The sequence below is a fragment of the Orbaceae bacterium lpD04 genome, from assembly GCA_036251935.1.
Taxonomy (GTDB): Bacteria; Pseudomonadota; Gammaproteobacteria; order Enterobacterales; family Orbaceae; genus Orbus; species Orbus wheelerorum.
This window is the reverse complement of sequence record CP133967.1, coordinates 401,507-414,724: the sequence shown is the minus strand read 5'-3', so window position 1 is coordinate 414,724 and position 13,218 is coordinate 401,507. Positions and strand designations below refer to the sequence as shown.

The following is a 13,218-nucleotide window of genomic DNA, read 5'->3' as shown; positions in this document are numbered from 1 at the left end:
AAATAACGACTAACTTCACACTCTTTTATCAACAATCTTGTGATGAACACCCAGAGGTATATGATATTAAAATTAAAACTAAAGTGGTGATCTTTAAAGATTATAGATAGCCGCCACGACAAAAATTAACTAACATTGAGATATTTTGTAATGCATAGTTATAATCTAACAAGCCAATTAGCCCAAGAAATTGTTGACAGAACCATGAAAATAATTGATTGCAATATTAATGTAATGGACGGTGATGGTCGCATTATTGGCAGTGGTGATTTAGAACGAATCGGTGAAATTCACGAAGGCGCAATGCTTGCCATTTCGCAAAAAAGGGTTGTATCAATCGATAGTGCCACCGCACAGCAGTTACACGGGGTTAAACCAGGCGTAAATCTTCCCTTACATTTAAATGAACGGGTAGTGGGTGTTATTGGCTTGACAGGTAAACCAGAAAATATTACTCAATTTGGTAAGCTTGTTTGTATGTCAGCTGAAATGATGATGGAGCAAGCTCAGTTATTACATGAAATATCACAAGATAATCGTATAAAAGAAGAGCTTATCTTATCTTTAATCCAATCAGATAATTTAAGCGCAAATCTCTCAGAATGGGGAAGAAAACTCAACATCGATCTAGCATTACCCCGCGTTGTTGCTATCGTTGAAATAGAAAGTGGCCAATTGGGCATTGAAAGTGCAATAAGTGAGCTACAAAACTTACAAAATGCATTACAATCGGTTACTAAAAATAGCTTAGTAGCAATTAAATCGTTAACAGAAATTGTCGTGTTAATCCCAGCCTTAAATCGATTTAATCGTTGGGAGCTCAATGAGCATCAAAAAAAATTAGAAAACCTAATAATACAAATTAAAAACTCTATTCCTCTTGAGATCCGTATTGCACTAGGTAATTTTTTTCCTCAAGGGATCGATAACATTGCAAAGTCCTATCAAACAGCGAAAGCAACAATGCTAATTGGTAAGCAAAGAATGCCAGAACTGCGTAATTATTACTATCAAGAACTTATTCTACCCGTATTATTACATGGTTTAAGCTATGATTGGCAAGCAGATGAGCTTTTGCTTCCCCTAAAAAAATTGAAACAATCAGATCGAAATGGCGTACTACAAAAAACATTACTAACATGGTTTAATCACAATTTACAAAATAGTGAAACCGCTGATAAGTTATTTATTCACCGTAATACGCTGGAATATCGCTTAAATAAAATTGCTAAATTGACTGATCTTAATCTAACCAAATTTGATGATAGAATGTTACTTTATATCGCACTACAATTAGATAAATAGCTATTTTTTATACCATAATAGGCCGTTACAACAAAAAAATAACGAAAGTATTGTGAGTTCATACGCCAACAATGCTATGTTGCCAAATAATCATCCTAAGAAAAAAGATAATTATTTGGCAACATCAATGCTTACGTTATTGGCGCGGGATTGAAGATAGCAAGAGGATTATGTAATCCCCAATGATCAGACCACGGTTTTTTACCGCTTGCGGTGGCTAAAATAAGATGGAAAAGCCGCCACCCGATATCTTCAATCGTCGCCTTACCAATAGCAATATCACCAGCACTAATATCGATTAGATCAAACCACTGCTCTGCGACAACATTACGACTAGACATTTTAATGACAGGAACCATTGCAAGCCCATAAGGCGTACCTCGCCCAGTTGTAAACACTTGTACAGTAATACCAGATGCAACTTGCTGAGTGCCACAAACAAAATCGCTGGCAGGTGTTGCTGCAAAAATCAAACCTTTCTTAGTTGGTTTTTGACCAGGAGAAAGTACTTCAACAATAGCGCTTTTACCTGATTTAGCAATCGATCCCATTGCTTTTTCAACAATATTATTAAGGCCGCCTTTTTTGTTACCTGGCGTAGTATTTGCACTTCTATCAACCTTCCCTGCGGCTAAATAATCATCATACCACTGCATCTCACGAATAAGCGCTTTACCCACTTCCTCATTAGCAGCTCTTGGCGTCAAAAGATGAATACCATCACGCACTTCTGTCACTTCTGAAAACATCACCGTAGCCCCTGCTCGAACAAGTAAATCTGAGGCAAAACCTACCGATGGATTTGACGTAACACCAGAAAACGCATCACTACCGCCACATTGCATTCCGACAACCAGTTCTGATGCTGAGACCGTTTCACGATGACGAAGATTTAATCGCTTTAAATGTTTTTCGGCAACAGCTAATATACGTTCAACCATTGACTTAAAACCATGTTCATCTTGTAAAGTAATTACATCATCACTACTTTGTAATCGAATGGGAATCGTATCGGCAGTGCCTTTTAATAACCTTGCTGGTTGAAATTTTTCACAGCCAAGGCTGACAACCATAATTTCACCGCCAAAATTAGGGTTTTTAGCAAGATTATGAATAGTACGAATCGGAACTATGGCAGCCGGCGCATCAATAGCCACGCCGCAACCATATAAATGAGTTAAAGCAACTACACCATCAACATTAGGATATTTAGGTAATAATTCCCGTTCAATAATTTTAGCAACATACTCAACAACGCCAGACACACAATTAACACTCATTGTGATCCCTAGTATATTACGCGTACCAACTGATCCATCAGCATTACGATACCCCTCAAAAGTATAACCATCTAAAGGGGGAAGAGAAGCAGGCACTTTAGTTGCAATAGGGAGTTCATGTAATTCTGGCGCTGTTGGCATTTTAGTTATTGACTCATTAATCCAACTGCCCTTTGCAATATCGACCATTGCATAACCAATAATTTCACCATAACGAATGATTGCTTGATCTCGATTAATATCACTTAATGCAACTTTATGTCCTTGTGGGATATCGTCGATCAATGTTAATCCATCTGCAAAGGTCGTTCCTTTTGTTAACCCATTATCATTGACAATAATAGCAACATTATCTAATTCATTTATCTTAATATAAAGTGGCTTGTCTAAACGATTACCCATTACATGCTCCAAATATTATTTATAAGGCTTTGACTATCCACTGCTTATTTATTAACTGATCGATTATGTGATAATTAAATTAGTGCCAACTACAATATATTTGTTCATAGCAAAAATGCCCTATCGTAAAATTTAGTGCAATATCACAAATCGTAAGCAATGAAAGACGTTTATTACGCTATATTAGGTAAAAATAGATAAAATAGCATTGTCAGAAAGCCAGTTTTTCAGAGCAAAATGAAGCTAATTTTGTGAGATTGACTATATGTAAGTGATAGATGTCACATAAAACAACTTATGAAATTATTTTATGTGAAGAAGTTAACATTATTTTGTAACTTACCACATAAATAATCATTTAAACCCTCGTTATTTTATACATTTGCCCAATGACCTTTATTAATTATCTCTCCATACTAATTCCCCAATAGGATTTAGATTAGAGTTATTAATTCATTTATTTTCTAGCTCATCGATACCCAATAAAAAATTTTAAAGTTAATAAGTTTAGGGGTTAAAAATGGAAATAAGCAACAAAATAAAGCTACAGAAAAAAAGCAATGCTCGTTGGATGATAGTCGTATTTTTATTTATTGTTACAGCTGTTAATTATGGCGATAGAGCAACTCTTGGCATTGCAGGAAAAGCAATGCAAGGTGAGCTTGGTTTTAATGCTGCAGATATGGGCTGGGTGATGTCTTCATTTGGTATTGCCTATGTTATTGGGCAATTACCAGGAGGTTGGTTACTTGACCGATTTGGATCTAAACGAGTCTACTTTTTAAGTATTGCATTTTGGTCTATCTTTACGCTATTACAAGGTACTGTTCACTTTTTTATTGGTGCTTGGGCAATTATTATGTTGTTCACTTTTCGTTTTCTAATGGGGTTTGCCGAAGCGCCTTCATTTCCGGGAAATAGTCGGATCACCGCGGCATGGTTTCCAGCTAAAGAAAGAGCAACAGCTGTCGCTATTTTCAACTCGGCACAATACTTCGCTACCGTTATTTTTGCACCAATTATGGGATGGCTTACCCATGAATATGGCTGGCAGTCAGTTTTCTTTTTTATGGGAGGCGTTGGCATCATTGTAAGCGTTGCAACATTATTAGTTATTCGTAATCCCAAAGATCACCCTTGGGCAAATGAAGCCGAAGTGCAATACATCAAGGAAGGCGGCGCACTAATTGATATGGACCAGAAAAAAGATAATGGTAAAAAACAAGGTCCAAAATTGAGCTACCTAACTCAGCTCGTCACTAACCGTATGTTATTAGGGGTATATTTAGGTCAATATTGTATTAACTGCTTAACATTTTTCTTTATTTCATGGTTTCCCATTTACTTAGCAACAGAAAGAGGAATGAACATTAAAGCAGTCGGCTTTGCAGCGGCAGTCCCTGCCATCGCTGGATTTATTGGCGGTATAAGTGGCGGCGTATTTTCTGATTACTTAATGAGAAAAACCAATTCACTTTCAATTGCACGAAAAACACCAATTGTTATGGGTATGTTACTTTCAATGACAATGATCTTTTGCAACTATGTTGATTCAATCGCATTAGTTATTTTCTTCATGTCTTTAGCTTTCTTTGGTAAAGGTGTCGGTGCATTAGGCTGGGCAGTTATGGCCGATACGGCACCAAAAGAAATGAGTGGGCTTGCTGGTGGGTTATTTAATATGTTTGGTAACGCATCCAGTATTATTTCACCTATCGTCATTGGGTATATTGTTGCATGGACTGGCCGTTTTGAATGGGCATTAGTCTTTGTTGCAGCGCATGCTTTAATTGCCGCATTTAGCTACTTAGTTTTGGTTGGTCCGATTAAACGTATGGAACTTAAAAAATAGCCATCATTAATGATAATTATGATAAGAGGTAATTTACTATGAATACACAATCGGTACCAACTATCACCTCTATGCAAGTCATTCCTGTTGCAGGTTATGACAGTATGCTAATGAATATTGGCGGCGCTCATGGCCCTTATTTTACTCGAAATATTGTTATATTAAAAGACAATGCAGGCCATACTGGTGTTGGCGAAGCCCCCGGTGGGGCAACAATAGAAAATGCATTAAACGCGGCAGTTTCTCGAGTGCAAGGGCAGCCAATATCACTACTTAATCGTATAGTTAATGATATGCACCAAGGCTACCTTGATGATGATTATGATAGTTTTGGCAAAGGGGCATGGACATTTGAATTAAGAGTTAATGCGGTAGCCGCCTTAGAAGCTGCCCTACTTGATCTTGTAGGACAATTTTTAAATGTCCCTGTCGCAGAATTACTCGGCCCAGGTAAACAAAGAGATGAAGTAACCGTACTCGGCTATCTATTTTATATCGGTGATAATACAAAAACAAATTTAGCCTATGACAAACCCAAATCAGACAGTCATGACTGGTATAAAATTCGCAGACAACAAGCGATGAATACACAAGCAGTTATTGAACTTGCTGCTGCAGCTAAAGATCGTTATGGGTTTAAAGATTTTAAAATGAAAGGAGGCGTTCTCGCTGGTGAACAGGAAATAGCAACCGTTAGCGCTCTCAAAAAGCATTTTCCTGATGCTCGAATTACACTTGACCCAAATGGCGGGTGGCGACTTGATGAAGCTATCGAGCTTTGTAAAGGTATGCAAGAAGTACTCACTTACGCAGAAGATCCTTGCGGTGCGGAAGATGGCTACAGTGGCCGCGAAATCATAGCTGAATTTCGAAGGGCAACGGGTATACCAACTGCAACTAATATGATCGCAACCAACTGGCGAGAAATGAGTCACGCAATTATGCTTCAAGCGATCGATATTCCACTTGCCGATCCCCACTTTTGGACATTAACAGGTGCGAGCCGCGTCGCCCAACTTTGTAATGAATGGGGATTAACATGGGGCTGTCATTCAAATAACCATTTTGATATTTCACTCGCTATGTTTAGCCATGTCGGCGCATCAGCACCGGGAAATCCAACCGCACTAGATACACATTGGATCTGGCAAGAAGGCCAAAACCACTTAACCAAAGAACCACTACAAATAATTAATGGCAAAATTAAATTACATAATAAACCAGGGCTCGGAATTGAACTTGATATGCAACAAGTTGAAAAAGCACACCAATTACACCAAAAACTGGCTAATGGTAGCCGTAATGATGCAGTGGCAATGCAATACTTAATACCGGGCTGGCAGTTCGACAAAAAGCGACCTTGTATGGTTCGATAATGCATAGTTTATAAAAATTTATAATAAATGAGGTAAATCAATATGACATTCTCAACACCTATTATCACCGAAATGCTCGTATACCCCGTTGCAGGATACGACAGTATGCTACTTAATTTAAGTGGTGCCCATTCACCCTACTTTACCCGAAATATTGTCATATTAAAGGATAATTCAGGTAATACCGGCGTTGGTGAAGTCCCTTGTGTTGGTAGCGTGACACAAACGCTAGAAGATGCTAAATCGCTAGTCATCGGTAAAACAATTGGCGAATATAAAAATGTAATGAATACCGTCCGTAATCAATTTGCTGATCGTGATATTGGTGGCCGAGGTAATCAAACATTTGATCAACGATCAACTATTCATGTTGTAACCGCTATTGAAGCCGCGATGCTAGATCTTCTTGGCAAGCACCTTGGCGTTAGCGTTGCCTCCCTTTTAGGTGATGGTCAACAGCGTGATGAAGTTGAAATGCTTGGTTACTTATTTTATGTCGGCGATAGAACAAAAACCGATTTACCTTATCAAAGCCAGCCAAACGAAAAATGTGAATGGTATCGAGTTCGTCATAATGAGGCATTAACCCCAGAAAAAATTGTGCATTTTGCAGAAGCAACTTTTGAAAAATATGGCTTCAAAGATTTTAAACTTAAAGGTGGTGTATTATCTGCTGAAGATGAGGCACAGGCGGTTATCGCAATTAAGAAAAAATTTCCAGATGCCAGGGTCACATTAGATCCAAATGGTGGATGGAAATTAGATGAAGCAATAAAAATAGGTAAATACCTAAAAAATACATTAGCTTATGCAGAAGATCCTTGCGGCGCAGAACAAGGTTATTCGGGTAGAGAGATAATGGCAGAATTTCGCCGCGCAACAGGCTTACCAACTGCAACAAATATGATTGCGACAGATTGGCGACAGATGGGGCATACCCTATCTCTACAATCAGTCGATATTCCACTAGCCGACCCTCACTTTTGGACGATGAATGGTTCCGTTAGAGTCGCTCAAATGTGCCATGAATTTGGCCTGACTTGGGGATCGCACTCTAATAATCATTTTGATATTTCACTCGCCATGTTTACTCATGTCGGCGCGGCTGCACCCGGTAATCCTACCGCAATTGACACGCACTGGATCTGGCAAGAAGGCAATCAACGCTTAACCAAAGAGCCATTACAAATTGTAGCTGGAAAAATAAAAGTACCGGAAAAACCAGGATTAGGGGTTGAAATAGATATGGATCAAGTAATCAAAGCCCATGAATTATTTAAAAGGATGGGACTTGGTAATCGTAATGATGCAATGGCGATGCAATATTTAATACCTAACTGGACATTTGATAATAAAAAACCTTGCTTAGTGCGTTAATCACATTTTATGTCTAAAAAATACGAAGGTAAATTATGAAAAAAACGACATGTCATAATCAATTTAAACAAGATATATCGGCGCGTAAAACATTAATTGGCTGTTGGGCGGCACTAGGCAATCCTATTGCGACTGAAATATTAGGTATTGCCGGATTTGATTGGCTGTTATTAGATGGCGAGCATGCAACAAATGATGTTTTAACTTTAGTGCCCCAATTAATGGCACTAAAAGACAGTATTAGTGCGCCAGTAGTAAGGCCAGCGTGGAATGATCAAGTATTGATTAAACGGTTATTAGATATCGGCTTTTATAATTTTTTAATTCCATACATTGAAACTGCGCAGCAAGCCAAACAAGCGGTATCTTATACTCGTTATCCACCCGATGGAGTACGAGGCGTTTCTGTTTCACATCGCAGTAATGCTTTTGGCTCAATTAAAGACTATTTTGAAAAAATTAATCAAAATATTTGTGTCATGTTACAAATTGAAACACAGCAAGCAGTCGATAACGTTGAAGAAATTACAGCAATTGAGGGCGTAGATGGCATTTTCGTCGGCCCTAGTGACCTCTCGGCATCACTAGGTCATTTTGGTAACCCACAACACCCAGAAGTTCAAGCTGCAATCAAAAAGGTCTTCGATGTAGCCAAAAAATATGGCAAAGGGTGTGGAATATTGGCTCCACTAGACGCTGACGCAAGAAAGTATTTGGAAATGGGGGCAACATTTATTGCAGTAGGCAATGATCTTGGGCTGCTACGCAATGCAACACAAGCATTAGCAGACAAATTTTTAAAATAAATTAGATAATGTTAGTTGAATAAAATAGAGGAGCTTAAAATGAAAATCGGTTTTATTGGTTTAGGGATCATGGGTAAACCTATGAGTAAGAATCTATTAAAAGCAGGTTATTCACTTGTAGTATGTGATAGAAATCAAGCCTCGGTAGATGAAGTCGTTGCTGCTGGCGCGATAAGCGCTGTAAATGCAAAAGAAGTCGCTAAAGCATGCGATGTAATTATTACGATGTTACCTAATTCTCCCCATGTAAAAGAAGTGATCCTTGGTGAAAACGGCGTAATTGATGGTGCAAAATCAGGTACCACCATTATTGATATGAGCTCAATTGCACCTTTAGCAAGCCGTGAAATCTGCACTACAGTGGCTAAAAAAGGCATAACGATGCTAGATGCACCTGTCAGCGGTGGGGAACCCAAAGCAATTGATGGTACATTATCGGTTATGGTCGGTGGTGATAAAGCGGTGTTTGATAAATATTATGACATAATGAAAGCAATGGCAGGTTCAGTTGTCTATACTGGCGAAATTGGGGCTGGTAATGTAACAAAGCTGGCAAACCAAGTTATTGTTGCTTTAAATATTGCAGCAATGTCTGAGGCGCTAGTGCTTGCAACCAAAGCAGGCGTAGATCCTGAACTCGTTTATCAGGCCATCCGCGGCGGACTTGCTGGTAGCACCGTACTTGATGCAAAAGCGCCGATGGTATTAAATCGTAATTTTAAACCCGGCTTTAGAATTGATCTACATATCAAAGATCTACAAAATGCGTTAGATACCTCACACGGTATAGGAACATCATTACCATTAACTGCTGCAGTAATGGAAATGATGCAAGCCTTACGCACTGATGGAATGGGTGAATGTGATCACAGTGCACTTGCTCGTTATTATGAAAAATTAGCTAATGTAGAAATTAAATAAACTCGATTATTATTGAGTATGCAAACATACTCAATAATCTTTAGTTGCTCTGAAAGGATATGTATGAAAATCATAATCGCACCTGATTCATTTAAAGAAAGCCTGAAAGCCTCTGATGTTGCAAATGTAATAAAAGCAGGATTCTCTCAAATATATCCTGATGCGCACTATACTCTATTACCGCTTGCCGATGGTGGTGAGGGAACGGTAGAAGCAATGGTTGATGCTCTTGACGGCGATATAATTAACGCCATAATTACCGATCCCTTAGGCGATAAAGGAAACGCCTTTTATGGTATATCAAAAGATAATCAATACGCGATTATTGAAATGGCAGCAGCTAGCGGTTTAGAGCGAGTCCCTATAGATAGGCGCGATGCTAAAATAACTACCTCTTACGGTACTGGTGAATTGATTTATCATGCGTTAGAAAAAGGGGCAAAGAAATTTATCATTGGTATTGGTGGAAGTGCAACTAATGATGGCGGCGCTGGCATGCTACAAGCATTAGGTATCAAGCTTCTTGACAGAAATGGAAAACAAATTGGCTACGGTGGGCAAGCACTAGCTAATTTGAACCAAATAGATATTTCACAAATGGATCCGAGATTACAACATTGTGAATTTGAAGTTGCATGTGATGTCACTAATCCATTAACTGGTAAAAATGGTGCTTCTGTTATTTTTGGTCCACAAAAAGGCGCAAATACCGCAGATATTAAATTACTCGATAATAACCTAAAACATTTTGCCCAAATTATAAAACGCGATCTCGGTATTGACGTTGAACATATACCAGGAACAGGTGCAGCAGGCGGAATGGGAGCAGCGCTCCTTGCTTTTTTAAATGCGAAACTTAGACCTGGCATTGAAATTATTACCGAACTACTTAATTTTGATTACCTGATAAAAGATGCTGATTTAGTGATTACTGGCGAAGGCCGTTTAGATCATCAAAGCATTAACGGCAAAGTACCTATCGGCATTGCAACAATTGCGAAAAAATATAATAAGCCAGTAATTGCAATTGTAGGCAGCCTTGGTGATAAGGCAGAAATCGTATATCCATATGGTATTTCAGCGATGTTTAGTATTTTATCAAAAGTTTCAACACTAGCCGAAGCACTCGATTCTGAGGCTGCAAAATATAATCTCTATTTGAATGCAAGAAATATTGCAGCAACACTAAAAATAGGTATGCAATTCAAATAATCCATAGGCAGTGTGAATTAATTATACTGCCTTATTCTGCCCACTATAAAACAGTTAATGTTTCCGCTAAATGGTTCAATATTTATTATTGAAAATATGCTGTATAAAAAATGAAGCCCTAATCGCTAACCACTTGTCGTATCAAATAAAAAGCGTAAAATGCGATTACATTTTTTCTTAAAATTTTTAATTTTCAAGGATCAAGTTAGATGAAAAAGTTAATCAAAACAATACCACTATTAATGGCATCAATAGGATTTGCATCTTCTGCATTAGCAGGAGTTCATTGGGGATATGAGGGTAATGAATTACCTGAAAATTGGGCACAGTTATCACCTGAGTATCAAATGTGTGGTTTAGGTAAAAATCAATCACCTGTCAATATTTCTGGTGCAATTAAAGCACAAATAGGTCAATTGAAAACCCATTATGGTCAAACATCTGGTGAAATCGTTAATAACGGCCATACGGTTCAAATTACAGAAAAAAATCCAAATGATTATGTTATTGTCAATGGTGAAAGATATGACCTAGTACAATTTCATTTCCATTCGCCAAGCGAAAATAAAATTAACGGTAAATCATATCCAATGGAAGGACACTTTGTACATGCAAACAAAAATGGCGATCTTTTAGTTATGGCGGTAATGTTTGATGAAGGAGCTGAAAATACGTCTGCAGAGCAATTACTTTCATTATTAAGCGAACAAGAGAACAATCCAACTAATTTTGACAGCATCAATATTGCATCTTTCTTACCAAAAGATAAGAGTTATTATCGTTTTTCAGGCTCGCTTACAACGCCACCATGTTCAGAAGGCGTAACATGGATTGTACTGAAACACCCAATGACCTTATCTAAAACTGAAATAGATAAATTTTCTCATGCATTTAAACACCATAATAATCGACCAATTCAACCATTAAATGGCCGTATAATTATATCTAATAACTAAGTTATTATTAAATGACCTATTTGATATAGGTCATTTTTTTATACGTCTTATCCACAATTACTAAACTTTTTTATCTAAATTCGGTATACTACTCTCCTAATTTAACCTTCAAAGTCTATTTGGAGTAAATTGTATGCAACCGGATCGCCCTATTCGTCGAGCCCTACTAAGTGTGTCAGATAAATCAGGCATTGTTGAGTTCGCCAAAGCCTTATCTGACCGTAATGTTGAACTCCTATCTACTGGCGGAACAGCAAATCTCCTAATACAAAATAATATCCCTGTAATTGAAGTTTCTGATTATACTGGTTTTCCAGAAATGATGGATGGCCGAGTAAAAACACTACACCCCAAAATACATGGTGGCATTCTAGGTCGCCGCGAACTTGATGAAAACATCATGGCAGATCACCATATTAAGCCTATAGATATGGTTGTAGTCAATCTATATCCCTTTGCCAACACTGTTGCGAAAACCAATTGCACACTAGCTGATGCGGTTGAAAACATCGATATTGGTGGGCCGACTATGGTACGATCTGCGGCTAAAAATCATAAAGACGTTGCGATCGTTGTTGATAATAAAGATTATCAAATCATTATTGATATGATGGATAGCGGTCAAAACGCGTTAACTTTTGATTATCGATTTAATCTTGCAATCAAAGCCTTTGAGCATACTGCTCAATATGACGGTATGATTGCTAATTATTTTGGTAAATTAGTTCCGCCTTATTTTGGTGATACAGATACACCTTCGGGTGAATTCCCCCGTACACTCAATTTACAATTTATTAAAAAACAAAATATGCGCTATGGGGAAAATAGTCATCAAAATGCCGCTTTCTACATCCAAGAAGAGATAAAAGAAGCAAGTGTTGCAAGTGCACTGCAATTACAAGGTAAAGAACTTTCTTATAACAACATCGCCGATACTGATGCAGCGCTTGAATGTGTAAAAGAGTTTAGTCAACCTGCCTGCGTTATCGTTAAACATGCCAATCCATGTGGCGTTGCGATAAGTGATTCAATATTAAATGCTTATTTGCATGCTTACCAAACCGATCCGACGTCTGCCTTTGGTGGCATTATTGCATTTAACCGCTGCCTTGATATACAAACAGCTAAGGCAATTATTGAAAGGCAATTTGTTGAAGTGATCATTGCACCAAAAATTGATAATGATGCACTTGCAATACTTGGAGCGAAAAAAAATATTCGTGTATTAACCTGCGGTGAGTGGCAAACTCGTACTTCAGGGCTTGATTTTAAACGTGTTAATGGTGGGTTATTAGTACAAGATCGAGATCTTGGTATGATAACAGAGCACGATTTTAATATTGTCAGTAAACGAAAACCGACACAACAAGAGTTAGAAGATGCTCTATTTTGTTGGAAAGTTGCAAAATATGTAAAATCCAATGCGATTGTCTACGCCAAAAATAATATGACAATTGGTATTGGTGCAGGGCAAATGAGCCGTGTTTACTCGGCTAAAATTGCAGGAATAAAAGCGCAAGATGAAAACCTACAAGTTGCTGGCTCAGTTATGGCTTCAGATGCTTTCTTTCCATTTCGAGATGGAATTGATGCAGCAGCAAGCATGGGAGTAACGTGCGTTATCCACCCTGGCGGCTCGATTAGAGATGAAGAAGTCATTCAAGCTGCGAACGAACATAATATTGCAATGCTATTAACGGGAATGAGGCATTTTCGTCACTGATATTAAAC

10 protein-coding genes are annotated in these 13,218 nt (G+C 38.1%); 9 read left to right on the top strand and 1 reads right to left on the bottom strand.

Annotated features, from left to right (window positions below):
• The first annotated feature begins 150 nt into the window (after positions 1 to 150).
• On the top strand, positions 151 to 1,305 hold the full coding sequence (locus RHO14_01830) for a sugar diacid recognition domain-containing protein (protein WVD71549.1): 1,155 nt from the start codon (positions 151 to 153) through the stop codon (positions 1,303 to 1,305).
• A 131-nt stretch (positions 1,306 to 1,436) separates the two neighbouring features.
• Here the strand turns inward: RHO14_01830 and garD are convergent, their stop codons facing one another.
• The gene (garD, locus tag RHO14_01825; protein WVD71548.1) at positions 1,437 to 2,987 is read right to left on the bottom strand and encodes a galactarate dehydratase; all 1,551 of its coding nucleotides are present in this window, start codon (positions 2,985 to 2,987) and stop codon (positions 1,437 to 1,439) included.
• A 520-nt stretch (positions 2,988 to 3,507) separates the two neighbouring features.
• On the opposite strand from garD, the gene RHO14_01820 reads away from it, so the two are divergent.
• The 8 genes from RHO14_01820 to purH all read left to right on the top strand — a co-directional run bounded on the left by RHO14_01820 (position 3,508) and on the right by purH (position 13,210).
• Positions 3,508 to 4,839, top strand: coding sequence for an MFS transporter (locus tag RHO14_01820; GenBank protein WVD71547.1), 1,332 nt, complete (start codon positions 3,508 to 3,510; stop codon positions 4,837 to 4,839).
• 38 nt (positions 4,840 to 4,877) lie between these two features.
• A complete protein-coding gene (locus RHO14_01815; GenBank protein WVD71546.1) occupies positions 4,878 to 6,215 on the top strand; it encodes an enolase C-terminal domain-like protein in 1,338 nt (445 codons plus the stop codon).
• Positions 6,216 to 6,257: 42 nt separating this feature from the next.
• Positions 6,258 to 7,592: a glucarate dehydratase gene (gudD, locus tag RHO14_01810; protein WVD71545.1), complete on the top strand. Its 1,335-nt coding sequence runs from the start codon at positions 6,258 to 6,260 to the stop codon at positions 7,590 to 7,592.
• Positions 7,593 to 7,627: 35 nt separating this feature from the next.
• On the top strand, positions 7,628 to 8,398 hold the full coding sequence (gene garL, locus RHO14_01805; protein WVD71544.1) for a 2-dehydro-3-deoxyglucarate aldolase: 771 nt from the start codon (positions 7,628 to 7,630) through the stop codon (positions 8,396 to 8,398).
• Between the two features lie 39 nt (positions 8,399 to 8,437).
• On the top strand, positions 8,438 to 9,319 hold the full coding sequence (gene garR, locus RHO14_01800; GenBank protein ID WVD71543.1) for a 2-hydroxy-3-oxopropionate reductase: 882 nt from the start codon (positions 8,438 to 8,440) through the stop codon (positions 9,317 to 9,319).
• Between the two features lie 63 nt (positions 9,320 to 9,382).
• Positions 9,383 to 10,531: a glycerate kinase gene (locus RHO14_01795; GenBank protein ID WVD71542.1), complete on the top strand. Its 1,149-nt coding sequence runs from the start codon at positions 9,383 to 9,385 to the stop codon at positions 10,529 to 10,531.
• A 209-nt stretch (positions 10,532 to 10,740) separates the two neighbouring features.
• A complete protein-coding gene (locus RHO14_01790; protein ID WVD71541.1) occupies positions 10,741 to 11,487 on the top strand; it encodes a carbonic anhydrase family protein in 747 nt (248 codons plus the stop codon).
• A gap of 133 nt (positions 11,488 to 11,620) precedes the next feature.
• Entirely contained in the window at positions 11,621 to 13,210 is a 1,590-nt protein-coding gene (purH, locus tag RHO14_01785; GenBank protein WVD71540.1) for a bifunctional phosphoribosylaminoimidazolecarboxamide formyltransferase/IMP cyclohydrolase, read from the top strand.
• The last annotated feature ends 8 nt before the right edge of the window (positions 13,211 to 13,218 follow it).

Bases quoted from the DNA above. Each gene is read 5' to 3' on its own strand.
- RHO14_01830 (WVD71549.1), top strand. From the start codon at position 151: ATGCATAGTTATAATCTAACAAGCCAATTAGCCCAAGAAATTGTTGAC.
- garD (WVD71548.1), bottom strand. From the start codon at position 2,987: ATGGGTAATCGTTTAGACAAGCCACTTTATATTAAGATAAATGAATTA.
- RHO14_01820 (WVD71547.1), top strand. From the start codon at position 3,508: ATGGAAATAAGCAACAAAATAAAGCTACAGAAAAAAAGCAATGCTCGT.
- RHO14_01815 (WVD71546.1), top strand. From the start codon at position 4,878: ATGAATACACAATCGGTACCAACTATCACCTCTATGCAAGTCATTCCT.
- gudD (WVD71545.1), top strand. From the start codon at position 6,258: ATGACATTCTCAACACCTATTATCACCGAAATGCTCGTATACCCCGTT.
- garL (WVD71544.1), top strand. From the start codon at position 7,628: ATGAAAAAAACGACATGTCATAATCAATTTAAACAAGATATATCGGCG.
- garR (WVD71543.1), top strand. From the start codon at position 8,438: ATGAAAATCGGTTTTATTGGTTTAGGGATCATGGGTAAACCTATGAGT.
- RHO14_01795 (WVD71542.1), top strand. From the start codon at position 9,383: ATGAAAATCATAATCGCACCTGATTCATTTAAAGAAAGCCTGAAAGCC.
- RHO14_01790 (WVD71541.1), top strand. From the start codon at position 10,741: ATGAAAAAGTTAATCAAAACAATACCACTATTAATGGCATCAATAGGA.
- purH (WVD71540.1), top strand. From the start codon at position 11,621: ATGCAACCGGATCGCCCTATTCGTCGAGCCCTACTAAGTGTGTCAGAT.